The following is a 26430-nucleotide window of genomic DNA, read 5'->3' as shown; positions in this document are numbered from 1 at the left end:
GTGGTGGGCGGGTGGTCGGTCGGTCGGTCGCACCGACCCGGCGGCCGGCAGGTGTGGTGTTGTGGACGGGCAGGTACAGGGACGCACGGCGGGCGACCCGTGCGCAAGCGCGCGGGCGCCGACCGTGGTCGAGGGATTACCTGGACTCTATCAAGTGATGGCCAACCCCTGCCGGACGAGCACGACCACCCACGCAGAGCCCGGGACCTCCGGCGCCGGCGGCTGCTGCCGCGGCGGCTAGCGTGAGCGGGTGGACGCGCTCCAGGTGACCTGCCTCGTCGTGGTCGCGGCGGCCACCGTCGTCGGCGTCGCGACGTTCGCGCGCGGTGTGCTGCGGATCACCCGCACCGTCCGCGCGGGCCGCCCCGCGCCGGGCCGGCTGCGGCCGGTCGGGCGCCGCACGCTGCTGGTGCTGCGGGAGATGGTCGGGCACGGCCGGTTCCAGCACACGCCCGTCGTCCGGGTCGCGCACTGGACCGTGATGGTCTCGTTCCCCGTCCTGTTCTTCACGCTGGTCACGGGGTACGCGCAGGTGGTGGACCCGCGGGCCGTGCTCCCGGTGCTCGGGCACCTCGCGCCGTGGGAGTGGCTGACCGAGGGCATCGCCTGGCTGTCGCTCGCCGGCATCGTCGCGCTGATCGTGGTCCGGGCCCGGCGCACCCCGCGCGGGCTGCCGCCGACGCCGGGCCGGGCGATCGCCGCGGTCGGCGCCGGCGCGGGCGACGGGACGGGCCCGGTCGCCGACCCGGGTGCGCTGCCCGCGCGCCGGTCGCGGTTCTTCGGGTCGCACACCGGGCAGGCCGTGGTCGTCGAGGCGACGGTCCTGCTGGTGGTGCTCGCGGTGCTGCTGCTGCGCGGCCTGGAGCACGAGCTCGCGGTCCGCGACGGGTCGGCCCTGGCGAGCGCCTGGCACTTCCCCACCACCGCCTGGATCGGCGGGCTGTGGGCGGGGGCACCGACGGCGGCGGTCGAGCAGGCGGTGGTGCTGTGCGCGACCGTCAAGATCCTGGTGTCGACGGCCTGGTTCGTGGTGGTCGGGCTGCAGCCGACGATGGGCATCGCCTGGCACCGGTTCCTCGCCGTGCTCAACGTCTACGCGCAGCGCTCCCCCGACGGCGCCGTCGCGCTCGGGCCACTCGCGCCCGTGCGGGTGGGCGACCGCGACCTCGACGTGGCCGCGCTGGAGGACCTGCCCTCGGACGCCCGGCTGGGCGTGCGGGCGGTCGAGGACCTGACCTGGAAGCAGCTGCTCGACGTCTCGACGTGCACCGAGTGCGGGCGGTGCCAGGACCAGTGCCCCGCCTGGGCCACCGGCAAGCCGCTGTCCCCGAAGCTGGTCACGCTCGCGCTGCGGGACCACGCGGCCGCCACGGCGCCGTACCTGCAGGCGGCGCGGGCCGGGGCGGCGGGCGACGTCGGGACGGGCCACGTGGACGTCGACCTGGTGGCCTCGGGGATCATCGACGCCGACGCCCTGTGGGCGTGCACCACCTGCGGCGCGTGCGTCCAGCAGTGCCCGGTGGACATCGAGCACGTCGACACCATCGTCGACATCCGGCGGTACCAGACGCTGATGGAGTCGGCGTTCCCCGCCGAGCTGGGCGCGACGTTCACGAAGATGGAGCGCCGGGGCAACCCCTGGGGCCTGCCCGCGCGGCAGCGGCTGGACTGGGCGAAGGGCCTGCCGTTCGACGTCCCGGTCGTCGGGGCCGACGTCGCCACCGCCGCCGAGGTCGACTACCTGTTCTGGGTCGGGTGCGCGGGCGCGTACGAGGAGAAGGCGAAGCGCACCACCCGCGCGGTGGCCGAGCTGCTGCACACCGCCGGCGTGACGTTCGCCGTGCTGGGCGACGGCGAGGGCTGCACCGGCGACCCGGCCCGGCGCGCGGGCAACGAGGTGCTGTACCAGATGCTCGCGTCCGCCAACGTGGAGACGCTGGCCGCCGCCGGGGCCCGCGCGGTGGTCGTCACCTGTGCGCACTGCTTCAACACGCTGTCCCGCGAGTACCCGCAGCTGGGCGGACGGTACGACGTCGTGCACCACACCGAGCTGCTGGACCGCCTGGTCGGCGAGGGCCGCCTGACGCCGGTCGCGCCGGACGGTGCCGAGCCGCAGCGGGTGACCTACCACGACCCCTGCTACCTCGGCCGGCACAACGAGGTGTACGAGCCGCCGCGCGAGCTCCTGGCCGCCCTGCCCGGCGTCGAGGCCGTCGAGATGCCGCGGAACCGCGAGCGCTCGTTCTGCTGCGGCGCGGGCGGCGCACGGATGTGGCTCGAGGAGTCGATCGGCACCCGGATCGGCACCGCCCGCGCCGAGGAGGCCGTCGCCACCGGCGCCGACGTCGTCGCGACGGCGTGCCCCTACTGCACGGTGATGCTGACCGACGGCGTCGCCGCGGCGACGGCCGCCGCGGGCGCGGGCGCGGGCGTGGACCGCACGGCGGTCGGCGTCCCGGAGGTCACCGACATCGCGCTCCTCCTGCTGGACCGGGTCCGCGCGGGCGCCTAGCGGCGCACCCCGGCGGCGCACCCGGCCGAGGTCGAGGGGTTGCGGCGAGGTCGAGGGGTTGCGGGTGCCGGAGCGCGGCAACCCCTCGACCTCGCGGGCTACAGCGCCGTGGCGCGGCGGAGGGTGACGAACGAGACCAGCGCGGCCGCGATCGCCACGACCGCGCCCACGGCGGCGGCGTGCTGGGTGCCGGCGTCGAACGCCAGGCGTGCCGACTCGAGCAGCGCGTCCCCCGCGCCCCCGCCGACCTCGCCGCCGACCGACACCGCACCGCCCAGGGTGTCCCCGGCAGCGTGCGCCTGGTCGGCGGTCAGCGTCTCCGGCACCACGACGCGGGCGCGGTACGTCGCGTTCAGCACGGAGCCGAGCACCGCGACGCCGAGCGTGGTGCCGAGCTCGTAGGCCGTCTCCGAGATCGCCGAGGCGGCGCCGGCCTTCTCCGGCGGGACGGCCGTGGTGATCTGGTCGTTCGTCAAGGTCTCCGCGAGACCGACCCCGATGCCCATCACCACGAACGTCACCGCGACGGTCACCGGCGTCGGCACGTCGCCGACCAGCGTGAGCACGCCGTAGCCGGCCGCCGCGAGCAGGAAGCTGGACCCGATCAGGACGCCGGGACGGACGTACCGCACCAGCCGCACCGCGAGCAGCCCGGCCGCCACCGACGCGGCGAGCCCGGGCACCAGCACCAGGCCGGCGTCCATCGGGCTGAGCCCGGCGGCGAGCTGCAGGAACTGGGACACGATCACCAGCAGGCCGGAGAACCCGAGCACCGAGAGCAGGTTGGCCGACACCGCACCGGAGAACACGGGGTTCCGGAACAGCCGGACGTCGATCATGGGGCTGGCGAGCCGGCGCTGGCGGCGGACGAACGCCCACCCCGCGGCGAGGCCGACGACGACGCACGCGACCGTGGTGCCCGTGACGCCGTGCTCGCCGGTCGCGATGATCGCGTAGACCAGCGGGAGCATCGTCGCGAGCGCGAGCACGCTGCTCCACGGGTCGAGCGGGCCCGGCGCGGGGTCCCTGGACTCCGGCACCAGCGCGACGGCCAGCGGGAGCAGCACCAGCAGCACCGGCACGTTCAGCAGGAACACCGAGCCCCACCAGAAGTGCGTGAGCAGCGCGCCGCCGACGACCGGGCCGAGCGCCGCGCCGCCCGCGAAGCCGGACGCCCAGATCGCGATGGCCAGGCGGCGCTGCGCGCGGTCGAGGAAGACGTTGCGGATCAGCGACAGCGTCGACGGCATCAGGGTCGCGCCGAAGACGCCGAGCAGCGCCCGGGACGCGATCAGCATCGCCGGGGTGGTGGCCCAGGCCGCGAGCAGGGACACGACGGCGAACCCGGTCGCGCCGACCAGCAGCAGCCGCTTGCGCCCGACGCGGTCGCCCAGGCTGCCCATCGGCACCAGCAGGCCGGCCAGCATCAGGGGGTACGCGTCGACGATCCACAGCAGCTCGGACCCGGAGGCGCCCAGCGCCGCCGTGATCGACGGCAGCGCGAAGCTCAGCACCGTGTTGTCCACGGAGATCAGCAGCACCGGCAGCATCAGCACGACCAGCACCGCCCACGGGCGGACCGGCCGCCCCCGGTGCAGGAGCACGGGCACGGCCGCGGTCGGCTGCGGCGAGCGGGCGGTGGTGGGGGCGGACATGGTGCGGACCTCGTTCGTGGGCGTGCGGCGATCTGGATCGACGGGAACTGTACCGTCTGGACGGTTCAGCGTCGAGGCCGGTAGGTTCATTCCCATGTCCGCCACCCGCGACCGGCTGCTCGACGCGTTCGAGGGCCTGCTGATCGCGCACGGCCCGCGCGCCGCGACCCTGGACGCCGTCGCCGCCGCCGCCGAGGTCTCCAAGGGCGGCCTGCTCTACCACTTCCCCAGCAAGGCCGCCCTCGTGCAGGGCCAGCGCGAGCGCCTCGCCGCGCTCGGCGCCGCCGACCTCGCCGCGATGCGCGCCGCCCCCGAGGGCGCGGCGGAGTACTACCTGCGGGAGTCCGAGCAGTCCGGCGGCCCGCTGGACCGGGCGCTGGTCGCCGCGGCCCGGCTGGCCGAGGAGTCGGACGGGGACGCGACCACCGTGCTCGGCGAGCTGCGGGACGGCTGGTACGCGGCGCTGCTGGAGGAGCTGGGCGACCCCGCGCTCGCGCACGTGGTCCAGCTGGTCGGCGACGGCATGTACTACAACGCGGTCACGGGCGTCCGGGACGAGGGCGCGCTCGCCGACGCCCGCACCGTCCTCGCCCGGCTCCGCGGCGCCTGATCCGCGGACGCCGACGGCCCCGCAGCACGGGGCCGCGGGGCCGTCGGGAAGGATGTGCCGCCCGGTGCGGAGGTCACCGGGCGGGACGGGTCCGTCGCGTCAGATGCGCACGCGGCGGGGATTGCTCACGCTGCTCCAGGGCGCGTCCTCGCGGTTCTCGGACGTCTGCTGGTCGTTCGTGGTCATCTCCATGACTCGCCCCCCTCGATCGACTTACGGAGTGTCATCTTGCGCTGTGAACACGGCGGCGCGCACCCGTACCGGGTGAATTCCACGTAAAACGTGGCCATCGCCACTCACCCGCTGCCGGGTGCGACCCCCGGCGCCACCCGGCACGGCCCGGTGGGACCCACGTCCCGCGGGTGCGCGTCGGGGGTCGTGGCATCACGCGCGCGACCGGCCGATCAGCGGCTCCGGGGGTCCCGCCCGCCTCGGTGCCCGGGGACCCGGCGTGCCACCATGGGCCGGACGCCGAACACCTCAGGTGGTGACATGTCGACCTCAGCCCTCACGACGCCCTCGCCCGCGACCCGCGCCCCTGCCGCGGAGCGCCCCTACGCCGAGCCGCCCGAGGCGGTGCTGGCCGAGCTGCGCAGCGCGCCCGACGGCCTGCCCGGGGCGGAGGCGGACCGCCGCCTCGTCGCGCACGGCCACAACCGCCTGCCCGCGCCGCCGCGGCGCAGCTGGCTGCGCCGGCTGCTGGGGCACTTCGACGACATCCTCATCTACATCCTGCTGGCCTCCGCCGTGCTCAAGGCGATCCTGGGCGACTGGGTCGACTTCACCGTCATCCTGGCGGTCGCGGTGATCAACGCCGCGGTCGGGTTCCTGCAGGAGGGCCAGGCCGAGCGCGCGCTGGACGGCATCCGCACGATGCTCTCGCTCGACGCGCAGGTGCGCCGGGACGGCGAGTGGCGCGTCGTGGACGCCGAGACCCTCGTGCCGGGTGACGTCGTGCGCGTGCGGTCCGGCGACCGGGTGCCGGCGGACCTGCGGCTGATCGAGTCGACCAACCTGCAGGTGGAGGAGGCGGCGCTGACCGGCGAGTCCGTGCCGGCCACCAAGCACGTCGACCCGGTGGGCGGGGACGCGGGCATCGGCGACCGCGCGTCGATGCTGTACTCCAGCACCATCGTCGCGGTCGGCACCGGCGTCGGCGTCGTCACCGCCACGGGCACCGGCACGGAGATCGGCCGGATCCAGTCGATGATCGCCGAGGTCGACCACCTGGACACCCCGCTGTCCAAGAAGCTCGCGGCGTTCGGCAAGGCGCTGTCGCTCGGCATCCTGGCGATGGCGGCCGTGATGCTGGTCATCGGGCGCGTCATCCACGACTGGGACCTGCCCGACCTGGTGTCGGCCGCGATCGGGTTCGCGGTCGCGGCGGTGCCCGAGGGCCTGCCGGCGCTGGTCACCGTGACGCTCGCGCTCGGCGTGCAGCAGATGGCCCGGCAGAACGCGATCACCCGCAAGCTCACCGCCGTCGAGGCGCTGGGCTCCGTGACCACGATCTGCTCCGACAAGACCGGCACGCTCACCAAGAACGAGATGACCACCCGCACCGTCGTCACGGCGGCGGGGACGTACGCCGTCGAGGGCCTGGGGTACGCGCCGGAGGGCCGGGTCACCCGGGACGGCGCGGCGGCACCGCTCGAGGCGCACCCGGACCTGGCCGCGCTGGTCACGGCGGCCGCGGCCGCGAACGACGCGCGCGTCGTGCAGGAGGGCGGGCTGTGGCGCGTCGTCGGGCAGCCGACGGAGGGCGCGATCGCGACGCTCGCCCTCAAGGCCGGCGCCGACCTGACCGGGGTCCAGCGGCTCGCGACGCTGCCGTTCGAGTCGGCGACCAAGTACATGGCCACGCTCGACGCCGTCCCGGGGGCCGGCACCCGGATCCGCGCCGTGGGCGCCCCCGACCGGCTGCTGGACCGCTGCACGCACCAGCGCGGCGCGGACGGCCGGGCCGAGCCGATCGACCGGCTCCGGTGGGAGGCGGTCATCGACGAGCTGGGCGGCCAGGGGCTCCGCACGCTCGCCGCCGCCGAGCGCCCGGTCGCCGACGGCACGACGACCCTCGACGCGGACGACGTCGAGGACGGCCTGACGTTCCTGGGCGTGTTCGGCATCGTCGACCCGCCCCGGCCCGAGGCCGTGGCCGCGATCGCCGACTGCCACCGGGCCGGCATCCGGGTCAAGATGATCACCGGCGACCACGTCGGCACCGCCACCGCCATCGCCCGCGAGCTCGGCATCGTCCGGGGCGAGGGCGACGTCGCCGCGCTGACCGGTGCCGAGCTCGAGGCGATGACGCAGGAGCAGCTGCGCACGCGGGTCCGCGACGTCGACGTCTACGCGCGCACCAGCCCCGAGCACAAGATCCGGATCGTGCGGGCGCTGCAGTCGCACGGCGAGGTCGTCGCCATGACCGGCGACGGCGTCAACGACGCCCCGGCGCTCACCCGCGCGGACGTCGGCATCGCGATGGGCATCAAGGGCACCGAGGCGACCAAGGAGTCCGCGGAGATCGTCCTGGCCGACGACAACTTCGCGACCATCGAGCGCGCGGTCGAGGAGGGGCGGCGGATCTACGACAACATCGCGAAGTCCGTCGTCTTCCTGCTGCCGACCAACGGCGCCCAGTCGCTGGTGATCCTCGTGGCCGTGCTGTTCGGCCTGACGCTGCCGCTGTCGCCGGTGCAGATCCTCTGGGTCAACCTGGTCACGGCCGTCACGCTGTCGCTGGCCCTGGCCTACGAGCCGGCCGAGCCCGGGGTGATGTCACGTCCGCCGCGCGCGCCCGGCGGGTCCGTGATCTCCCGGCAGTCGCTGCAGCACGTCGTCGTGGTCTCGCTGCTGATCGGTGGCGCCACGCTGGCGGTGTTCTTCCTCGAGCGGGGCCGCTCCGACTACGCGACCGCGCAGACCACGGCGGTGACGATGCTGGCCCTCGGGCAGCTCGCCTACCTGTTCAACTGCCGGTTCCTGGGCGAGTCGAGCCTCACCCTGCGGGTGCTGCGCGGCAACAAGGTCGTCTGGATCGCGACCGGCTGCCTGATCGTGCTGCAGCTGTTCTTCACCTACGTGCCGTTCATGAACGACCTGTTCGACTCCGCCCCGATCGGGCCGCGCGAGTGGGCGCTGACCCTCGGGTTCGCCGTGCTGGTGTTCCTGCTCGTCGAGGCGATGAAGGCGATCACCCGCGTGCGGGACGCGCGGCGGCGGGCCCACCCGGCGGGCGGGCCGGACGCGGTCGCGGCGTCGACGTCCGCGACACCCGTGCCCGGCGCCGTCGACCTGGACGAGGCGGCCGGACGGCTGCCCGCCCTGGTCGGCGCGGTGGAGCAGGGCGAGGAGGTCACGCTGACCCGCGACGGACGGCCCGTGGCCCGGCTCGTGCCGGCGCCGGGCGTGGCGCGGCGGACCAGCGGCCGGGGGCACGGTGCGGGCCCCGCCGGTGCCGCGCCGGCGGACACCACGTCGATCCAGCTGCCGCCCCCGGGCGGCCCGGCGACCGGGCCGGGCCGGCGGGAGCCGGCAGCCGAGCCCGCGTCCGCGTCCGGTGCCGAGCCCGTGTCCGGCGCGGGGCCCGTATCCGGCGCGGGGCCCGTGTCCGGCGCGGAGCCCGCGGCCGAGCCGGCGACGGGCGCGGCGCGGACGGCGGCGGGCGAGCCGACGGCGTCCACCGACGCGACGATCCTGCTCGACCCGGTGGACCCGCTCGGGGCCCCGCCGGAGCCGCGCGCGGACACCCCGCCGAGGCGCCGCTCGCGCCGGAGCACGTCCACGCCGACCGAGCGCCTCGACCAGGTCGACGACCCGGACTCCACCCCACCGGCGGCCCGGGGTTGACGCCCCGGGCGGCGCGCGGGCTCAGACCGTGGCGACCGAGCCGGAGTCCACGCGGTAGTTCGCGCCGTTGACGAAGCTCGCCCGCTCCGACACCAGGAACGCGATGACCGCGGCGACCTCGTCCGCCTCGCCGCGGCGGCCCAGCGCCATGTGGGGCCGCTCCTCGGCGAGGAACGACGTGATGGCCTCGTCGCGGTCGGTGCCGCGCTGCTGCGCCCGGGCGTCCATCATGGCGTCGGTCATGGGCGTCGCGATGAACGCCGGCGACACGGCGTTCACCAGGACGCCCTCCGGCCCGTAGGCCTTGGACAGGCCCTTGGCCAGCGCCAGCACCCCGGCCTTCGACGCGCAGTACGGGAGCTCGTCGACGTAGGGCTGGACGGCGTCCTCCGACGCGATCAGCACCACGCGTCCCCGCCCGGCCGCGCGCATCGGGCCCAGCACGGCGCGGACGACCCGCACGGCGGCGAGCAGGTCGACCTCGATCGTCCTGGCCCAGCCGGCGTCGTCGATCTCGTGGAACGCGCCCTGCGCGCCGGTGACGCCGGCGGCGTGCACCAGGATCTCGGGCGGGCCGAACGCGTCGGTCGCGCGGGCGACCAGCGCCTCGACCTCGGCGGGGACGGTGAGGTCGGCGAGCACGGGCAGCAGCCGGTCCGGCGCCGCGCCGAGCTCCGTGACGGCCCGCTCCAGCTCGGGCGCGTCCTGGTCGGTCAGCACGACGCGCGCGCCCTCGGCCAGCAGCGACCGCGCGGTGGCCAGGCCGATGCCGGAGTCACCGCCGGTGACCAGCGCGACGCGGTCGGTGATGCCCAGGTCCATGAAGGGGTCCTCTCAGGTGGTGGGGTCGTCGTCCCGCACGGCGGGCGCGAGGGTGAGCGCGGCCTGCACCAGGGCCAGGTGGCTCAGGGCCTGCGGCAGGTTGCCCAGGAACGCGCCGGAGCCGGTGTCGACCATCTCCGGCCAGATGCCGACGTCGTTCGCGACGTCGAGCAGCTCCGTCATCCAGTCCTGCGCCTCGTCCGTGCGGCCCACGAGCGCGAGCGCCGCGACGCCCCAGAACGCGCAGGCGACGAAGGCGCCCTCCTCCTCGGGCATCCCCGAGTACCGGTGCAGCAGCGGGCCGGAGCCGAGCTCGGCGCGCAGCGCGTCGACCGTGCGGCTCATCCGCTCGCCGGTGTCGAACCCGCTGCGGGCGTGCAGCAGGATCGAGGCGTCCAGGTCCGTCGACCCGGGGTGCATGACGTAGGCGCCCCGCTCCTCCGACCAGCCGTGCTCGGCGACCCAGCGCGCGATCCGGTCGGCCTCGGCGCGCCAGCGGTCCGGGTCGCCCGGGATCTGACCCAGCTCCGCGAGGTGCACGGCGCACCGCAGCGCCTGCCAGCAGCCCAGCTTGGACGACGTGTAGTGCCGCTCCTCCCGGAGCTCCCACATCCCGGCGTCGGGGCGGTGCCAGGCGTCGGCGGCCTCGTCGGCGACCGCGGCGAGCAGCCGGCCGGTCTCCGCGTCGAGCAGGTTGCCCGCGTCGACGTAGCCGCGCACCACCCCGAGGATGTCGCCGTACACGCCGAGCTGCAGCTGGCCGTCGGCGCGGTTGCCCGTGACGACCGGGCCGATGCCGCGCCAGCCGGGCACGTCGTGCCGCTCCGGCCCGGGCGGCAGCGCGCCGTCGAGGGCGAAGAAGATCTGCACGCCGTGCTGCCGGAGGGTGCGCAGCACCCACGAGATCGCCGCGTGCACCTCCTCGCGCAGGCCGAAGCCGATCCACGCGTCGAGCGTGTAGGCGGTGTCGCGCACCCAGGCGTACCGGTAGTCCCAGTTCTTGCCGCCCGCCATGCTCTCCGGCAGCGAGGTGGTGCCGGCGGCGGCGATCGCGCCGGTCGGCTCGTGCAGCAGCAGCTTGAGCGCGAGCGCGCTGCGCTGCACCGCCTTGCCCCACGGCCCGTCGTAGTGGAACTCGCGGGTCCAGGCCCGCCAGTTCTCGATCGTGCGGTCGATGCCGGCGTCCACGTCGTGCGGGTCCGGCAGCATCACCGGCTCGCGCTCGGTACCGATCACCGCGACCAGGTGCCGGGAGCCCGCGGTGGCCTCGAACGCGCCGGTGCACGCCTGGTCGTCGACGACCGAGGTCATCTCCCCGAGCGTCCGGACGGTCAGCGTCACGCCGTCGGCGCGCAGCACGGGCCCCTGCACGGTCTGCTGCACCCAGGGCGACGCCGAGCCGAGCACCGTGCCGGGTGCCACCCGCCAGGCCATCGGCACCGACCCGGACAGCCCCTCGACCCGGCGCGCGAGCTCGCTCCAGGGCAGCCGGCCGGCCACCCCGGTGCTCATCGCCTCGGTGACGCGCACCTGGCCACCGTCGGTGTCGTAGGTGGTGACCAGCACGTTGGTGCCGACCACGTACTGCCGGCGCAGCCGGAACGGCACGGTCGGCGCCAGCGACACGTACCCGCCGCCGTCGGAGTCGAGCAGGGCCGCGAACACGGGCGGGGTGTCCAGGTCCGGCACGGGGAACCAGTCCACCCGCCCGTCGTCCGCGACCAGGGCGACGGTGCGCCCGTCGCCGAGCACGGCGTAGGACCGCAGGTCCGCGTACCCGTCGGTGCGGGGGGTCGGGTCGCGGAACGCCTCCGCGTCCGCGTGACCCGACCCCTGCGTGCGCGTGCCGGCGTCGCCGTCCAGGTTCTCCAGGCCCGGCTGCTCCGTCACGCGCGCCCCCGCACCGTCGTCGCCGTCGTCACCGTCACGGGGTCGGCATGCCCCCGTTGACGTTGAGCGTCTCGCCGCTCACGTAGCTCGACTCCTGCGACGCGAGGAACACGTACGCCGGCGCGAGCTCGGCGGGCTGGCCCGCGCGCTCGTACGGCGTCTGCTTGCCGAAGTCGGGCAGGGCCGACGGCGGCTGGCCGCCCGCGGTCTGCAGCGGGGTCCAGATCGGGCCCGGCGCGACGACGTTCACGCGGATGCCCTTGGGCGCGAGCTGCTGCGCGAGCGCCTTCGAGATCGTGTTGATCGCGGCCTTGGTCGTCGCGTAGTCCACCAGGATCGGCGCCGGCTGGTACGCCTGGATCGACGAGGTGGTGATGATGCTGGCGCCCTTCGGCAGGTGCGGCACCGCCTCCTGGACCAGCCAGAACAGCGCGTGCACGTTGGTCCGGAAGGTCTGGTCGAAGGACTCCGAGGTCAGATCGGCGATGTCCTCGACGAACTGCTGCCGGCCGGCGACGATCGCGAGCGTGTCCAGACCGCCGAGCTCGTCCAGCGCGGTGCGGACCAGCGAGCGCGAGTAGGCCTCGTCGGACACGTCGCCCGGCGCCAGCACCACCTTCCGGCCCGCGTCGCGGACCAGCTGCGCCACGGCCTCGGCGTCCTCCTGCTCCTCGGGCAGGTAGCTGAGCACGAGGTCGGCGCCCTCGCGGGCGAACGCGATCGCGACGGCGCGGCCGATGCCGGAGTCGCCGCCGGTGACGATCGCCTTGCGCCCGGTCAGCCGGCCGGTGCCGCGGTAGGTGTCCTGGCCGTGGTCGGCGAGCGGCTGCAGGTCCGCGTCGAGACCGGGCCCGTCCTGGCTCTGCTCCGGCGGCTCGGGCGTCGGGTACTGCGAGATCGGGTCCTGGAACGTGTACTGGTCGGCCACGTGGCCACCTCCGTCTTCCGATCGGGTGCGAGACGGCGACGCCCGCCGTGGTGCACGGCGGGCGTCGTCCTCCGTCATGGTCGGACGGGGCCGGGGGTGCCGCAACCGGGCCGTCCGCGTCGACAGGCGCGGCCCGGGGACCTACCGTGACGCCCAGCGGCCGCCTCGGCGCGGCCCGCGCACCACGACCGGACGGAGGCGCCGATGCTCGGGACCACCGCCACGGACCGCGGACCGGGCGTGCCGCGGCGCGTCGCCCGCGCGGGCGCCGTGGCGTGGGCGCTGGCCGGCGGCGGGCTCGGCCTGGCCGCGCTGTTCATCGGCACCTCGGCCCACCGGTGGCCGACCGCCACGGCGCTGGCCGGCGTGCTCGCGCTCGTGCTCGCGGTCCGGACGGCCCGGGCCGGCGTCTACGTGGAGCGCGCCGACCTGCGCTGCGCCACCTGGTGGGTCACCCACCGCGTGCCCCTCGACGAGGTCACGCGGGTCCGCGCGATCGGGTACCCGCCGACCGGCGCGGCGCGCCGCCGCCTGGCGGTGCTCGCGATCGAGCGCGGGCCCCGGCGCGTCGTCGTGCTCCGTGCGCTGGTCGGGCCGGTGGACGCGGTCGGCCGGGTCGCGGCGCGCGTCGACGCGCTGCGCAGCGCACCCGGGGGCGTGGCGGTCGCCGCCGCCGGCTGACCCCTAGAGGTCCGCCGGGTCCACCAGGAAGCCGGCCAGGTCCGCGATCTCGCCGCCCACCTCGGCGTGCACCTCCCGCGCCACGCTGCGCACGGCGCGAGCCGCCCGGCCGCGCGCGACCCGGTGCGGCAGCGACGGCCGCTCCGACTCGAGCTCCTCCACGTCCGGCGCCGCCCAGCGGACCTGGTAAGCGACGACCTCGCCCCGGGCCCAGTCCAGCGCACCGAGCACCATCGGCGGATCGGCCTCCACGGCGACCTCGACCACGACGACGCCGTCCACCCCGAGGTCGATCTGCAGCCCGAAGGCCTCCGACGGCGGCGGGTTCTGCCGCATGTGCGCGTCGAACGCGTCGCCCTCGGCGTGCAGCCGGCGGCGCTCCTCGCGGTCCGCGACCCCGGCCCCGACGCGGTCCCGGGCGACGAGGGCGGCCCCCGTCTGCTGCGGCGTGGCCGGTCCCGCGGGGTCCGCCGGGTCGGCCGGCACGGTCGGCACGTCCAGCCGCGCGCGCGAGTCCACGCGCCGGGCGGCGGCGAGCACGGCCTCCGGCTCCACCCACCGGCCGGAGTAGACCGTCAGGTCGAGCGCCGCGTCCATCTCGGGCTCGAGCACGACGCCGCCCTCGACCCGCAGCGCGCCGCCGAGCCGCCGGGCGGCCGCGACCAGCCACTGCACGACGCGCAGCTCCTCGCGGACCGGGCCGTCGGTGCCGAACGCCCGGCGCAGCCCGTCGCGGTCCCCGCCGAACGCGGGCGACGTGGCGCGCTCGCGCGGGCAGTCCACCACCCAGGCGACGCGGGCGTCGGTCGGCAGGCCCCAGCGGGCCACCTGACCGGGCTCGAGGGCGTACGGCCCGGTGAGCGTGGACAGCCGGCCGAGCCGCAGCACGCCCGCGGACGGGGCCGGTGCGGCACCCCGCGCGGCCCCCGTCGCCCGCCGGCCGGACGGCACGCGCGGCGGCCGCTCCCAGCGGGCGCTGACGAACCGGCTCGCCGCCAGGACCTCCACCTCGTCCGGCGCGACGCCCTCGGGCAGCACCAGCAGGTGCCGGCCCGGCGGCGGCACGGCGCCGGGCCGGGCGGCGGGCGCCTCGGGCAGCGGGGGCAGCAGGCTGGTCACGTCCGCTCCCGTCAGACCTCGGTGCGGTGGAAGTTCTGCCAGGACCGCGACGCCGTCGGCCCCCGCTGACCCTGGTAGCGGGAGCCGCTGGCCCCCGCGCCGTAGGGCTGCAGCGCCGGCGACGACAGCCGGAAGAAGCACATCTGGCCGATCTTCATGCCCGGCCACAGCGTGATCGGCAGGGTCGCGACGTTCGACAGCTCCAGCGTCACGTGCCCGGAGAAACCCGGGTCGATGAACCCGGCGGTCGAGTGCGTCAGCAGCCCCAGGCGGCCCAGCGAGGACTTGCCCTCCAGCCGCGCGGCGACGTCGTCGGGCAGCGTGACCTGCTCGAAGGTCGACCCGAGCACGAACTCGCCGGGGTGCAGGACGAACGCCTCGTCGGGCTCGACCTCGACCAGCCGGGTGAGGTCGGGCTGGTCCTGGGCGGGGTCGATCACCGCGTACTTGTGGTTGTCGAACAGCCGGAAGAACCGGTCCAGCCGCACGTCGATGCTGGAGGGCTGCAGCATCGCCGGGTCGTACGGGTCGAGGACCACCCGGCCGGAGTCGAGCTCGGCGGTGATGTCGCGGTCGGAGAGCAGCACGGGACCACGGTAGTGCCTGCCGGACGCCTGCCCGCCGGGCCGCCCGGCAGGCGGCACCGGACGCCCCCGCGTGCCCGCTATGCTGGCCGACGCCAGCCGCGTGGGAGCGCTCCCGCAGCGGTTTCACCAGACCGAGAGGCGCAACGATGCGGTACGGCCACTTCGACGACGAGGCACGCGAGTACGTCATCACGACGCCGCACACCCCGGCCCCGTGGATCAACTACCTCGGCTCGGAGGAGTTCTTCTCGCTGGTGTCGCACACCGCGGGTGGGTACTCGTTCTACCGCGACGCCAAGATGCGCCGGCTGACCCGGTACCGGTACAACAACGTCCCCGCCGACTCCGGCGGCCGGTACTTCTACGTCAACGACGGCGGCGACGTGTGGACGCCCGGCTGGCTGCCGGTCAAGGCCGAGCTGGACCACTTCGAGGCGCGGCACGGCCTGGGCTACTCGCGCATCACCGGCGAGCGCGGGGGCCTGCGCGTCGAGACGCTGCTGTTCGTGCCGCTGGGCGAGACGGCCGAGGTGCAGCACGTCACGCTGACGAACACCTCGGACGCCGAGAAGACGGTCAGCCTGTTCTCGTTCGTCGAGTTCTGCCTGTGGAACGCGCAGGACGACCAGACCAACTACCAGCGCAACCTGTCGCTCGCCGAGGTCGAGGTCGAGCTGGACGGCCCGAGCGGGTCGGCGATCTTCCACAAGACCGAGTACCGCGAGCGCCGCGACCACTACGCGGTCTACGGGGTGAACACGCGGGCCGACGGCTTCGACACCGACCGGGACACCTTCGTCGGCCCGTGGAACGGGCTCGGGGAGGCGGTGGTGCCGCGCGCCGGGAAGGCCACGGGGTCGGTGGCCTCGGGCTGGTACCCGATCGGGTCGCACCAGGTGGACGTCACGCTCGCCCCGGGCGAGAGCCGGTCGCTGACGTACGTGCTCGGCTACGTGGAGAACCCGCACGACGAGAAGTGGGCGCCGGCCGACGAGGCCGCGGGCGTCCAGGCCCTGCAGGTGGTGAACAAGGAGCGCGCGCACGCGCTGCTGTCCCGGTTCGCGACCACCGAGCAGACCCTGGCCGCGTTCGACGCGCTGCGGGCGTACTGGACCGGCCTGCTCTCGACCTACTCGGTGACCTCGACGGACGAGAAGCTCGACCGGATGGTCAACATCTGGAACCAGTACCAGTGCATGGTCACGTTCAACATGTCGCGGTCCGCGTCCTACTTCGAGACCGGCATCGGCCGCGGGATGGGCTTCCGGGACTCGAACCAGGACCTGCTCGGGTTCGTGCACCTGGTCCCGGAGCGCGCCCGGCAGCGGATCATCGACATCGCCTCGACGCAGTTCCCGGACGGGTCGGCCTACCACCAGTACCAGCCGCTGACGAAGCGCGGGAACGACGACATCGGCTCGGGCTTCAACGACGACCCGCTGTGGCTGATCCTCGGGGTGGCCGCGTACGTGAAGGAGACCGGCGACTGGGCCGTCCTGGACGAGCCCGTGCCGTTCGACAACGAGCCCGGCACCGAGGTGCCGCTGTTCGAGCACCTCACCCGGTCGTTCGAGTTCACCGTGGCCAACCGCGGCCCGCACGGGCTGCCGCTGATCGGGCGCGCGGACTGGAACGACTGCCTCAACCTCAACTGCTTCTCGACGGAGCCGGGCGAGTCGTTCCAGACGACGGAGAACCAGGCCGGCGGCGTGGCCGAGTCGGTGTTCATCGCCGCGATGTTCGCGCACATCGGGCCGGAGTACGCCGAGCTGGCCGAGCGCCGCGGGCTGGCCGACGTCGCCGCCCGGGCCCGGACCGAGATCGAGGCGATGCGCACGGCCGTGCTGGAGCACGGCTGGGACGGTGAGTGGTTCCTGCGCGCGTACGACTTCTACGGCAACCCCGTGGGCACCGACGCGACGCCCGAGGGCAAGATCTGGATCGAGCCGCAGGGCTTCGCGGTCATGGCGGGCATCGGCGTCGAGTCCACCGACCCGGCCGCCCCCGAGCACGCGGCGAGCCCCGCGGTGCGCGCGCTGGACTCGGTGCGCGAGCACCTCGCGACGCCGCACGGGATGGTCCTGCAGCACCCCGCGTACACGAGCTACCAGATCGAGCTCGGCGAGGTCTCGACGTACCCGCCGGGGTACAAGGAGAACGGCGGCATCTTCTGCCACAACAACCCGTGGGTGGTCATCGGGGAGACGGTGGTCGGCCGCGGCGCGCAGGCGTTCGACTACTACCGCCGCATCACGCCGGCGTACCGCGAGGAGATCTCGGACGTGCACCGGCAGGAGCCGTACGTGTACGCCCAGATGATCGCGGGCAAGGAGGCCGTGCGGCACGGCGAGGCCAAGAACTCCTGGCTGACCGGCACCGCCGCCTGGAACTTCGTCGCCGTCTCGCAGTACCTCCTGGGCGTGCGGCCCGAGCACGACGGCCTGGTGGTCGACCCGCAGATCGGCCCGGACGTGCCGTCGTTCACGGTGACCCGGGTGGCGCGCGGCGCGCGGTACGAGATCAGCGTGACGAACTCGGGGGCCCCCGGCGCCCGTGGCCGGCTGGTCGTCGACGGCACCCCGGTCGAGGGCGCGACCGTCCCGTACGCGCCGGCGGGCACGACCGTCCGCGTGGAGGTCACCGTCTGACCCCCGAGCGTCCCGGGCCGACCCCCGCCCGTGCGCGGGCGGGGGTCCTCGGGGCGGCGGACGCGACGGACCGGCCGCGGCGGCGGGCGCGGACGCGCGGGCGCGGCGGTCGCAGCGACGGACGGGCGGCGGGACGTCGCCTCGACCTCGGCCGCGGACCCGCTATGCTGGGCGGGCGTTCCCGGCGACGGGGACGCCACGACCACGTCGCGGCAGCGCCCGCGGTGGTCGCGCGGGTGTAGTTCAATGGTAGAACTTCAGCTTCCCAAGCTGATAGCGCGGGTTCGATTCCCGTCACCCGCTCCCTCGAGGGCCAGGCCGGTACGTCCGCGCCTGGCCCTTCCTCGTCCCCCTCGCGCGTCACCGGCCGCGTCCACCTAGGCGCAGCACCTAGTGCCGCTCGGCAGCACTCACTTCTGCGCCTCCGCGGCGCCGGCCGCCCCGTTCCGGCCCCCAGCGCCGCCCGACCCGCCCTCTGAGGGCGCAGGACCCCTCCCGACCGTGCCTAGCGTGCCGACGCCAGCGCCGACGGAGGGACCGCATGAACCACCAGATCGCCCGGATCGACCTCCGGCTGCCGGAGCGGTGGTGCGGGTGGCGGCCCGGGGACTCTCCGCGCGTCGCCGCCCGGCTCGCGGCCGACCTCACCGCCGGCCCGGTCGCCGCGGCCCGGCTGCGCGCCGCGCTCGGTGCCGTCGACCGGGCGGTGGTCGACCTGAACACGCGGCACGTGCGGGCGGCGGCCTGGGTGCCCGGCCCGACCGGTGACGTCGTCGGCACCCTGGCGTGCGAGCTGCTCGCGGGGGCGTCGGGCGCCCCCGGTGCGGCCAAGCTGCACCTGGGCCGGGTGCAGCGGAAGATCTACCGCACCCGCGCGACGGCGACCCGGACCGCGTACCACGCGGCCTCGTTGCGGGCGGTGCCGGCGGGCCAGGCGGTCGTGACGCTGCGCAGCCACGGGGTGCAGCGGCACGAGGTGATCTGGACCGTGTTCGCCCCGGGCGCCGAGGAGGCGGTCGAGCTCCGGTTCGACACCCGCGACCCGGAGCGGTACCAGGAGCTCATCGCGCACGCGGAGGCCATCGCGCACGGGCTGCGCGTGACCGTCGCCCGACCCCGCCCCGCGACGGTCACGCCCCGGGCCGGCGACCGGGTCCCGTCGGTCGCGTCGCCGACGACGGGGTCGCCCGGCTGACGGGGTCGACCCGGCGCCGGCGCAGGTGCTCGTAGACGACGGACGTGCGGACGTCGGCGATCTCCGGCCGCTCGGTCATCCGGTCGATGACGAAGGCGTAGAGGCTCTCGTTGTCGGGCACCGCCACGTGCACCAGGAAGTCCTCCGTGCCGCTGGTGACGAACACCCCCAGCGTCTCGGGCAGGTCGATCACCCAGGACCGGAACCCCTCGATGTTGCGCCGGGACGGCGGGCGGATGCGCACCGCGACGAGCGCCTGCACCGGCCGGCCGATCGCGGCGAGGTCCACGTCCAGCGTCGCGCCCCGGATGACGCCGCGGTCCCGCAGCGCGCGCGTCCGGTCGAGAGCCGTGGTCGGCGCGACCCCGACCGCGGCCGCGACGTCCCGGTTGGTGCGCCGTGCATCGTCCTGCAGCTCCCGCAGGATCGCCGTGTCGAGTGCGTCGAGATCGGTCATACCGCCAGCGTATCCGTATGTCGTACGGACTTGTTGTGCGCTGGTCGCACGACTGCCTAGCGTCGTGCTCCGTCGTCGCACGACGACCGCCATCGCCCCCAAGGAAGGCAGCAGCCGTGACCGCCAGCCCCGCTCCCCCCTCCGCTCCCCCGGCCGCCGTCGGCTACGACCCCGACGAGCTCCGGCTGGACCAGCCGACCCGGTCCGCGCGGCTCAAGTGGGTCGTCGTCGTGGACGAGGCGCTGGCCGCCGGCCAGGCCGCGAACGCCGTCGTGTGCGTCACCGCGGCGACGGCGGCCGCGGTGCCCGGGCTGCTGGGACCCGCCGCGACGGACGCCGGCGGCGGCGCGCACCCCGGCCTGCCCTGGGCGGGGTGCACCGTGCTGGGCGCACCTCGCGCCGAGCTGGCCCGGATCCGCGCGGCGGCGCTCACGGCGCCCGGGACGTACGTCGCGGACGCACCGGCCGCGGCGCAGCGCACCCGGGTCTACGCCGAGTACCTCGCCGCGGTGGCGGACCGGCCCGCGGACGACCTCGACTACCTGGCGGTCAGCCTGGTCGGGCCCCGCAACCGCGTGGACCGCGTGGTCCGGAGGCTGCCGCTGCTCGGCTCGGGCGCGTGACCCGTCGCTCGCGATCCGGCCCGCCCCGCGGCGGCACGGCGGCCGCTCCGGGCCTCGTCCCGTCGTCCACCGTGGCGTGCACACGCTGTCCACAGCAGGCCGGCTCGTCCCCCGCGCGGATCGCGTCGCCGTGCACAAGGTGGGGACAACTTCTGTGGATTGAACCGGACATACCGCCCGACCGGGTGGTCGAGGCACCCGTTCGGGCGCCGCGAGCCTGTGGACATGTGGGCAAGGTTGTGGGAAACCGGGTCCGGGCACGAGGAAGGCCCCTCGGAGTAAGCGTCCGAGGGGCCTTCCCCTGATCGTCGTCCCACCGTCCCCGACGGGTCGGGGACCGGCCACCGCCCTGACGGTGCGGCTCCGCCCCGGCTCCGGGTGGCGACCCCGAGGGGACGCCCGCCACGGGCGGGACGGCGACGATCCGACCGTCGGGTTCCCACGGTGCCACTGCGTCGTCAGCCGCAGCCCGGCAGGTCTCCCCGCCGAGGTGGTCCGTCGTTCTCCCTCGGGTCCGGCCGCGGCGGCTCCGCACCGCAGGACCCCCGCGGGGCGGGTCCTCCTGCGGTGGCGGTGGGTCCGCCGTGGTCGTTGCAGAAGTTCTAGTCCTGCCCCCGTCCGAGCCGCAAGGGGTCGGGCCCACCCGATCCTCGTCCACCGCGCCGTGCACACCTTGTCCACAGCGGGTCCCGTGTGATCGCGCGGAAATCACAGGGCTGTGCACAACATCTGTGGACGACCGCCGGCCCGGCGCGCCTCAGCCGCAGCGCGTGGAGGAGCACCTAGCGTCGGCGACGACCGGCCCCTCGGAGTAAGCGTCCGAGGGGCCTCGTCGTGCCTGCTGCGCCGCGTCAGGCGCGGACGTCGTGCAGGTGGTGCACCACGTCGTGCAGGAAGTACTGCGCCAGCGTCTCCACCGTGAACGCCGAGCCGTTCGACCGCCGCCCCGTGCGCGCCCACTGGTCGGGCCGCACGGCGGCGAACCCGGCCGCGAGCGTCGCGGCGGCGTCGGCCAGCTCGTCCGCCACGCGGCCCGGGTCCTGCAGGTCGTACCGCTCGGCGGCGGCGGTGGCGTCCTGGTCCCAGTTGGCGAACTGCGGGTCGTCCTGCTCCAGCATCAGCCGCAGGCGCTCGGCGAACACGCGGTGCACGTCGCGGACGTGGGCGCCGTACTCCAGCACGGACCACACCTCCGGGCGCGGGCGCTCCCGCACGTCGAGCCGGTTCAGCGCCGAGCGCCACCGCGGCACCAGGTCGTGGACGGTGCCGGCGACGTCCGGTCCGGCGACGTCCGTGCCGCTGAAGCCGCACTCGCCGCACCGCTCGGTCAGGACCCAGGTCCAGTCCTTCGCGTCGGGGGCGGCCGGCGCGTAGCCGTCTGCGGGGGCAGGCCGGGGCTCGGGGGCGGGTGCGCTCACGCACCGCACGCTAACGCGTGGGACGCCCGGAGGCGTACGATTCCCGCAGAGGGTAGGCAAGCCTAACTTCGTCCGGTACGTTCTGACGCGACGTCATATCGTCGTCGAACCGTCGGTCCTCCCGGGAGCCTCGATGACCACCACGCACGACCTGCCCGCCGCACCGCACCCCGTCGCGGCCGCGGCCGTCGAGGCCGCACCGACCGGCCCCGCGCCCCTGTCGCTGCTGCTGCGCGAGGGGACCCGGCCCGAGCACGAGGCGGCGGAGGGGTCCTCGTTCGTCGAGGACCTGCTCGGCGGCCGGCTCACCGTCCGCGCGTACGTCGACCTGGCCCTGCAGCTGCACGCCGTGTACGTCGCCCTGGAGGAGACGGCCGAGCTCGTGCGCCGCGCACCCGGCGGCGCCGGGGTCGTGTTCGACGAGCTGCGGCGCGTGCCCGCCATCGAGGCCGACCTCGAGCACCTGGTCGGCCCGGGCTGGCGCGACCAGGCCGTGCCCGCGGCCGCCACCGTCGCGTACGCCGCCCGGATCCGCGCGGGCGGGCCGGACGTCGGCCGCTTCGTCGCGCACTCCTACACCCGGTACCTCGGGGACCTGTCGGGCGGGCAGGTGATCGGGCGGATGGTGCAGCGGCACTACGGCGTGGCCGACGCCGGCGTGCACTTCTACGCGTTCCCCGCGGTGCCGAAGCCGAAGCCGTTCAAGGACCTCTACCGCGCCCGGGTGGACGCCCTCGCGCTCACCCCGGCCGAGCGGGACGCCGTGGTCGAGGAGGCGCGGGCCGCGTTCCGGCACAACCGTGCGCTGTTCGCCGCGCTCGCCGAGGTGCACCGCCCCGCCTGACCCCGACCACGCCGGACCAGCCTGTGCCGGACCACCCTGTGCCGGACCTCCACAGGTCCGGCACGCGACGGGGCCCCACGTGCTGACGCTTCGTGCCAGGATGTCAGCATGCCCAAGATCATCGGCGGCTCGCTGCACGAGCACCGCGAGCAGACCCGCCTGCGGCTGTTCGGCGCGATGTCCCGCCTGATGGGCGAGCGCGGGTTCGACGCGATCACGCTCGCCGACATCGCGCAGGCGGCCGGCGTCGGCCGCACCGCGGTGTACAACCACTTCGCCGACAAGGAGTCGATGCTCGTCGGCTTCATCATGCACGAGACCGGCCAGTACATCGCCGCGCTCGAGGCCGAGATCTCCGACGTCGACGACCCCACCGAGCAGCTCCGCGCGTACGTGCGCGCGCAGTGCGTGCTCAAGCGGGACTACCACCTCGCGCCCGGGCCGGACCTGCGGTCGGTGCTGTCCCGCGGGACGCAGCAGCGGGTGCGGGAGCACGTCGTGGTCGTCGAGGCGATGCTGCGCCGGATCCTCGCCGCGGGCATCGAGTCGGGCGACTTCCCCGAGCAGGACCTGGGCACGACGGTGTCGCTGGTCAACGCGTGCCTGAGCAGCCGCGCGCTGCCCGAGGACGGGCCGGAGCGCGACCGCGCGATCGAGTCCACCGTGCTGTTCGTGCTGCGCGCCGTCGGGGCGGGTCACCGCGCCGAGGCCGCCGAGTCGAGCGATCGTGCCCCCGAGGCCGTGCCCGCCTGACCCCGGCGGGGCGCACCACGAGCGGGCGTTCACCCGCTCGGCCGAACCGCTGCGTGAGCAGCGGGTGTGCGGAGCGTCCCGACGGGCGATGATGGGCCCGTGACCGACGCACCGCCGCCGGCCCGGGAGAGCACGCCTCGCGACGACGGGGACGACGCCCGGCACTTCGCGCTGCTCGCGCACCGCCTGAGCGGCTGCACCACCCTGAGCGAGGTCCACGAGGCCGGCGTCGTCGCCGCCCGGGACCTGCTCGACGTCACCGTCGCCGCGGTGGCCCGGCTGGAGCAGGACGACTGGCACGTGCTGGCCGCCGACCCGACGGACGAGCTGCACGCGGCCGAGGACGCCCTCAAGGACGGCGAGGCGGTCCGCGCGCTGGTCCGGCGCCGCGAGACCTGGCTGTCCGCCCCCGGCGACGACCCGGTGCGACCCCGGCCCGCGCTGGTGGCACCGGTCGTCGTCAACGGCGACCTGTGGGGCGTGCTGTGCGCCGTGCGCGACGAGCGGGCCACCCCGTTCGGACCCGACGACGCCGCCCGCGGCGAGGTGCTGGGCGCCCTGGTCGGCGCGCACGTCGCGCGCCTGGACCTCGCCGAGCAGGTGCGGCACCTGGTCTCCGACGACGCCCTGACCGGCCTGAGCACGCGCCGGGTCGCCGACGAGGCCGCGCAGTCCGCGATCGCCTCCGGCGACGAGACGTGCATCGTGATGTGCGACGTCGACGGCCTCAAGCGGGTCAACGACGAGCTCGGCCACGACGCCGGCGACGAGCTGCTGCGCAGCGTGGCCGGCGTGCTGCGCCGGGCCAGCGGCAGCCTGCCCGGGTCGACGGCGGCACGCATCGGCGGCGACGAGTTCTGCATCGTCACCTGCGGCATCCCGCGGTCGACGGTCGTGCAGGTGGTCGACGCCGTGGTCGGGGACAGCGCGCTCCCGCACGGCGCGTCGATCTCCTACGGCATCGCCTCGTCCGCCCGCGGCTCGCTCGGGGCCGCGCCGACGCCGCGCTCGCTGTTCCGCCGGGCCGACGCCGCCCAGTACCACGCCAAGCGGAGCCACGCCGCGGCGCGCGCCCGGCAGTACCGCGCCGACGACCCCGGGGCTGTGGTCGGCCGCACCGTCGCCGCCGCCGTGACCGCCCTGGCCGGCACCGGCCCCACCGCGCTGTCCCGGCTGTGCGCCCTCGCGGCCGCCGCCACCGAGGCGATGGGCGGGTCGGGCTGGTCCGTCGCGCACGACGACGGCGCGGACGGCTCGGTGGTCGTCGCCCGTGGCGGCACGTCCTCGCTGCACGTCAGCGGCATGCGCCAGGTCACGCTGCTGCGCGAGCCGTGGCTCCTCACCCTGGAGTCGACCCTGCCCGCGGACGACGCCACGGCCGCGACCACGCTCGAGACGCTGATGTCGCTGGCGGTCGTCGGCGCGTCCTGACGGGGCCGCCGACCCCCGGCGGCCCGGCTGACCCGCCGGACCCCGGCGGGTCAGGGCGGGTCAGCCGTGCAGCGGCAGGGTGAGCCCGGCCGGGGCGCCGGCCACAACGCGCACCGGCACGCCCCAGTCCTGCGAGTTGAGGTGGCAGGCCGGGAACTCGATCGCCGGGTCGGCGTCGCAGCTCGCGGCACGCGCGGTCACGTGCAGCACGCCCTCGGCGACCTCCGGGTTGATCCGCAGCGTCCGGGTGAGCGGCACGTCGTCGCCCGACCCGTCCAGCAGCAGCCCCGGGGGCGTCGCGGACACGCGCAGCATCGTCGAGGGACCGAACCGGTCGTCGTACTTCTGCCCGGCGGCGGGCGTGAACACGACGTCCAGCGCGAGCTCGCCCGGGCCGATGTCCGTGACGGGGCGCTGCGTGCGGTGCGCGCCGGAGTCCAGCACCTCGCCCGCCAGCGTCGCGGGCAGGGCGACCCGGGTCAGGCGGTGCGCCGCGGACTCGACGACCAGCAGCGTCACGCCGCCGGCCTCGGTGTCCGCCTGCACGACGAGGCCGCTCGGCTCGGCGAGCCCCGTGGCCAGGGTGCTGACCTCGCCGGGACCGTCGCCGTCGGCGGCCGGGGCCCAGCGGCGGATCGCGCCGTTGTAGGTGTCGGCGACCACGACGGAGCCGTCGGGCAGCACCGCCACGCCGAGCGGGTGCTGCAGCAGGGCCTGGTCGGCCGGGCCGTCGCGGTGGCCGAAGTCGAACAGCCCGGCACCCACGACGGTGCCCACCGTCGCGCCGGACCACGCGTCCGCGGGGCCGGCGGGCCGGGCCGGGCCGGCCGCCGCGCGCACGGCCGCGGCGGCGCCGACCAGGGCGAGGTCGGGCACAGCGGGCACGGCGGGGGCCTCGGTCGTGCCGGGGTCGATCCAGCGCAGCGCGGACACCTCGGAGTCGGCCAGCCACAGCCGGCCGTCGGCGCCGAGCGCGACGCCGGACGTCTGCGCGAACCACGCCTCGCGCGGGTCGCCGTCGGTCAGGCCCTCGTTCATCGTGCCGGCGACGGGCTCCACCACGCCTGTGCGGGGGTCGAACGCCCAGAGCTGGTGGTTGCCCGCCATCGCGACCAGCGCGGTCCCGGTCTGCGGCGACCAGGCGACGTCCCACGGGGAGGACAGCGGGACCTCGGTGCCGCGACGCGGCGTGCCGCCGGCCCGCCACAGGTCGGGGCGGCCGGGCAGCGGGGACGGCACGGTCGGCTCGCCGACCAGGTACTGCGTGCCGGTGCCGGCGACGGTGGTGACGTGCCCGTCCGACAGCCGCACGCCGCGCAGCGCGTGGTTGACGGTGTCCGCGACCAGCACGTCGTAGCCGACCGCCGCCGCCACGTCGTCCGGCAGCAGCGCCAGGCCGTTGGGCTCGCTGAACCGCGCGTCCGCGGGACCGCCGTCGACCAGGCCGCGCTCCCCGGAGCCGATCCGGCGCAGCAGCGTCTCGCCGTCGGCGTCCAGCTCCGCGAGCCCGTGGTGCCCGGCGTCGGCGACCAGCAGCGAGCCGCCCGGGAGCGCGACGGCCTTGGCCGGGAACCGCAGGGTGCCCGCGGTCGGCTCCGGCGGCACGTAGGGGCCGCCGCCGCGGTGCAGCGTGCCCTTCGCCTCGTGCTCGGCCACCAGGTCGCGGACCAGGCGCTCGACGTTGCTCTGGTGCCCCTCGCCGGCCATCTGGGCGACGATGTAGCCCTCGGGGTCGATGACGACCAGCGTCGGCCAGGCGCGCGCCGTGTACGCGGACCAGGTCACGAGCTCCGGGTCGTCCAGCACGGGGTGGTGCACCTCGTAGCGCTCGACGGCGGCCGCCAGCGCGACGGGGTCGGCCTCGTGCACGAACTTCGGCGAGTGCACGCCGACGATGACGAGCACGTCGCGGTACTGCTCCTCGAGGGCGCGCAGCTCGTCCAGGACGTGCAGGCAGTTGATGCAGCAGAACGTCCAGAAGTCGAGCAGGACGATCTTGCCGCGCAAGTCGGCGAGGGCGACGTCCTGGCCGCCGGTGTTCAGCCAGCCGCGGCCGACGAGCTCGGACGCGCGGACCTTGGGGAGACGGGCGCTGCTGGTGGTCACGGGAGTAGTGAACAGCACGCGGCGCCGCGGTATGCCGCCGCGTCCGCCGTCCGGGACCGTCAGGCCTGGGCGTGCACGGCGCCGACCACGCGGACGCGGACCGCGACCCCGTCGACGGCCGCCGGGACCGCCGCGGCGTCCGCGGCCGAGGCGACGCTGACCTGCAGCCGGTAGCCGTCCTCCCCGCGGGCCAGGCCGATGCCGCGCACCCCGGACCGGCCGTCGAGGTCCCGTCGCAGGTGCTGCTTGGCCGAGCGGGCCCGGTCGATGTCGACCACGTGCGCCACCGCCTCCGCGCCTCG

19 protein-coding genes, 1 tRNA gene and 1 pseudogene are annotated in these 26430 nt (G+C 75.6%); 11 read left to right on the top strand and 10 right to left on the bottom strand.

Annotated features, from left to right (window positions below):
• Positions 1–250 precede the first annotated feature (250 nt).
• Entirely contained in the window at positions 251–2512 is a 2262-nt protein-coding gene (locus tag AC1050_RS17060) for a (Fe-S)-binding protein (RefSeq protein WP_482388600.1), read from the top strand.
• Between the two features lie 98 nt (positions 2513–2610).
• Here AC1050_RS17060 and AC1050_RS17055 read toward each other — a convergent pair whose 3' ends face one another.
• Positions 2611–4167 carry an MFS transporter gene (locus AC1050_RS17055; RefSeq protein WP_482388599.1) on the bottom strand — a complete coding sequence of 519 codons (1557 nt, stop codon included), beginning with the start codon at positions 4165–4167 and terminating at the stop codon, positions 2611–2613.
• Between the two features lie 94 nt (positions 4168–4261).
• Here AC1050_RS17055 and AC1050_RS17050 point away from each other — a divergent pair, with 94 nt between their 5' ends.
• Entirely contained in the window at positions 4262–4777 is a 516-nt protein-coding gene (locus tag AC1050_RS17050; protein WP_482388598.1) for a TetR family transcriptional regulator, read from the top strand.
• Positions 4778–5269: 492 nt separating this feature from the next.
• Positions 5270–7993: pseudogene (locus AC1050_RS17045) on the top strand (cation-translocating P-type ATPase); the annotation flags it as partial.
• A gap of 654 nt (positions 7994–8647) precedes the next feature.
• Here the strand turns inward: AC1050_RS17045 and AC1050_RS17040 are convergent.
• The 3 genes from AC1050_RS17040 to AC1050_RS17030 are packed head-to-tail and all read right to left on the bottom strand — an operon-like array spanning position 8648 to position 12266.
• Positions 8648–9448, bottom strand: a complete 801-nt coding sequence (locus AC1050_RS17040; protein WP_482388597.1) for an SDR family NAD(P)-dependent oxidoreductase — start codon at positions 9446–9448, stop codon at positions 8648–8650.
• Positions 9449–9460: 12 nt separating this feature from the next.
• Positions 9461–11338 (bottom strand): glycoside hydrolase family 15 protein, encoded by a 1878-nt coding sequence (locus tag AC1050_RS17035; protein WP_482388596.1) that lies wholly within the window; start codon positions 11336–11338, stop codon positions 9461–9463.
• Between the two features lie 34 nt (positions 11339–11372).
• A complete protein-coding gene (locus tag AC1050_RS17030) occupies positions 11373–12266 on the bottom strand; it encodes an SDR family oxidoreductase (protein WP_482388595.1) in 894 nt (297 codons plus the stop codon).
• A gap of 204 nt (positions 12267–12470) precedes the next feature.
• Here AC1050_RS17030 and AC1050_RS17025 point away from each other — a divergent pair, with 204 nt between their 5' ends.
• Complete coding sequence (locus AC1050_RS17025; RefSeq protein ID WP_482388594.1) at positions 12471–12947, top strand: hypothetical protein; 477 nt, start codon at positions 12471–12473, stop codon at positions 12945–12947.
• 3 nt (positions 12948–12950) lie between these two features.
• On the opposite strand, the gene AC1050_RS17020 is transcribed toward AC1050_RS17025, so the two are convergent.
• Positions 12951–14066 (bottom strand): hypothetical protein, encoded by a 1116-nt coding sequence (locus AC1050_RS17020; RefSeq protein WP_482388593.1) that lies wholly within the window; start codon positions 14064–14066, stop codon positions 12951–12953.
• An 11-nt stretch (positions 14067–14077) separates the two neighbouring features.
• On the bottom strand, positions 14078–14653 hold the full coding sequence (gene dcd, locus AC1050_RS17015) for a dCTP deaminase (protein WP_482388592.1): 576 nt from the start codon (positions 14651–14653) through the stop codon (positions 14078–14080).
• Between the two features lie 146 nt (positions 14654–14799).
• Between dcd and AC1050_RS17010 the strand changes: the two genes are divergently transcribed.
• The 3 genes from AC1050_RS17010 (at position 14800) to AC1050_RS17000 (ending at position 18496) form a co-directional block, all read left to right on the top strand.
• Positions 14800–17301 (top strand): glycoside hydrolase family 94 protein, encoded by a 2502-nt coding sequence (locus AC1050_RS17010; protein WP_482388591.1) that lies wholly within the window; start codon positions 14800–14802, stop codon positions 17299–17301.
• A 232-nt stretch (positions 17302–17533) separates the two neighbouring features.
• Positions 17534–17604 (top strand) — tRNA-Gly (locus AC1050_RS17005).
• 238 nt (positions 17605–17842) lie between these two features.
• Positions 17843–18496 carry a hypothetical protein gene (locus AC1050_RS17000; protein WP_482388590.1) on the top strand — a complete coding sequence of 218 codons (654 nt, stop codon included), beginning with the start codon at positions 17843–17845 and terminating at the stop codon, positions 18494–18496.
• Here AC1050_RS17000 and AC1050_RS16995 read toward each other — a convergent pair.
• Positions 18432–18953: an Lrp/AsnC family transcriptional regulator gene (locus AC1050_RS16995; protein WP_482388589.1), complete on the bottom strand. Its 522-nt coding sequence runs from the start codon at positions 18951–18953 to the stop codon at positions 18432–18434. The genes AC1050_RS17000 and AC1050_RS16995 overlap by 65 nt on opposite strands.
• Positions 18954–19069: 116 nt before the next feature.
• Between AC1050_RS16995 and AC1050_RS16990 the strand changes: the two genes are divergently transcribed.
• Positions 19070–19576, top strand: a complete 507-nt coding sequence (locus AC1050_RS16990; protein ID WP_482388588.1) for a DUF2000 domain-containing protein — start codon at positions 19070–19072, stop codon at positions 19574–19576.
• 851 nt (positions 19577–20427) lie between these two features.
• Here AC1050_RS16990 and AC1050_RS16985 read toward each other — a convergent pair.
• On the bottom strand, positions 20428–20994 hold the full coding sequence (locus tag AC1050_RS16985) for a DinB family protein (protein ID WP_482388587.1): 567 nt from the start codon (positions 20992–20994) through the stop codon (positions 20428–20430).
• Positions 20995–21127: 133 nt separating this feature from the next.
• On the opposite strand from AC1050_RS16985, the gene AC1050_RS16980 reads away from it, so the two are divergent.
• The 3 genes from AC1050_RS16980 (at position 21128) to AC1050_RS16970 (ending at position 24022) form a co-directional block, all read left to right on the top strand.
• On the top strand, positions 21128–21838 hold the full coding sequence (locus AC1050_RS16980) for a biliverdin-producing heme oxygenase (RefSeq protein WP_482388586.1): 711 nt from the start codon (positions 21128–21130) through the stop codon (positions 21836–21838).
• A gap of 108 nt (positions 21839–21946) precedes the next feature.
• Positions 21947–22591 (top strand): TetR/AcrR family transcriptional regulator, encoded by a 645-nt coding sequence (locus tag AC1050_RS16975; RefSeq protein ID WP_482388585.1) that lies wholly within the window; start codon positions 21947–21949, stop codon positions 22589–22591.
• Positions 22592–22690: 99 nt separating this feature from the next.
• Positions 22691–24022: a GGDEF domain-containing protein gene (locus tag AC1050_RS16970; protein ID WP_482388584.1), complete on the top strand. Its 1332-nt coding sequence runs from the start codon at positions 22691–22693 to the stop codon at positions 24020–24022.
• A 60-nt stretch (positions 24023–24082) separates the two neighbouring features.
• Here the strand turns inward: AC1050_RS16970 and AC1050_RS16965 are convergent, their stop codons facing one another.
• The gene (locus tag AC1050_RS16965) at positions 24083–26128 is read right to left on the bottom strand and encodes an NHL domain-containing thioredoxin family protein (protein WP_482388583.1); all 2046 of its coding nucleotides are present in this window, start codon (positions 26126–26128) and stop codon (positions 24083–24085) included.
• 59 nt (positions 26129–26187) lie between these two features.
• The gene (locus tag AC1050_RS16960; protein WP_482388582.1) at positions 26188–26415 is read right to left on the bottom strand and encodes a hypothetical protein; all 228 of its coding nucleotides are present in this window, start codon (positions 26413–26415) and stop codon (positions 26188–26190) included.
• Positions 26416–26430 lie beyond the last annotated feature (15 nt).

The sequence above is a fragment of the Cellulomonas sp. NEAU-ZC6 genome, from assembly GCF_056844425.1.
This window is presented reverse-complemented; position numbering and strand designations above follow the sequence as displayed.

Excerpts from the sequence above, each read along its gene's own strand:
- AC1050_RS16995 (WP_482388589.1), bottom strand. The coding sequence starts at position 18,953 with ATGACCGATCTCGACGCACTCGACACGGCGATCCTGCGGGAGCTGCAG.
- AC1050_RS17010 (WP_482388591.1), top strand. The coding sequence starts at position 14,800 with ATGCGGTACGGCCACTTCGACGACGAGGCACGCGAGTACGTCATCACG.
- AC1050_RS17000 (WP_482388590.1), top strand. The coding sequence starts at position 17,843 with ATGAACCACCAGATCGCCCGGATCGACCTCCGGCTGCCGGAGCGGTGG.
- AC1050_RS17050 (WP_482388598.1), top strand. The coding sequence starts at position 4,262 with ATGTCCGCCACCCGCGACCGGCTGCTCGACGCGTTCGAGGGCCTGCTG.
- AC1050_RS16980 (WP_482388586.1), top strand. The coding sequence starts at position 21,128 with ATGACCACCACGCACGACCTGCCCGCCGCACCGCACCCCGTCGCGGCC.
- AC1050_RS16975 (WP_482388585.1), top strand. The coding sequence starts at position 21,947 with ATGCCCAAGATCATCGGCGGCTCGCTGCACGAGCACCGCGAGCAGACC.
- AC1050_RS17040 (WP_482388597.1), bottom strand. The coding sequence starts at position 9,448 with ATGGACCTGGGCATCACCGACCGCGTCGCGCTGGTCACCGGCGGTGAC.
- AC1050_RS17055 (WP_482388599.1), bottom strand. The coding sequence starts at position 4,167 with ATGTCCGCCCCCACCACCGCCCGCTCGCCGCAGCCGACCGCGGCCGTG.
- AC1050_RS17025 (WP_482388594.1), top strand. The coding sequence starts at position 12,471 with ATGCTCGGGACCACCGCCACGGACCGCGGACCGGGCGTGCCGCGGCGC.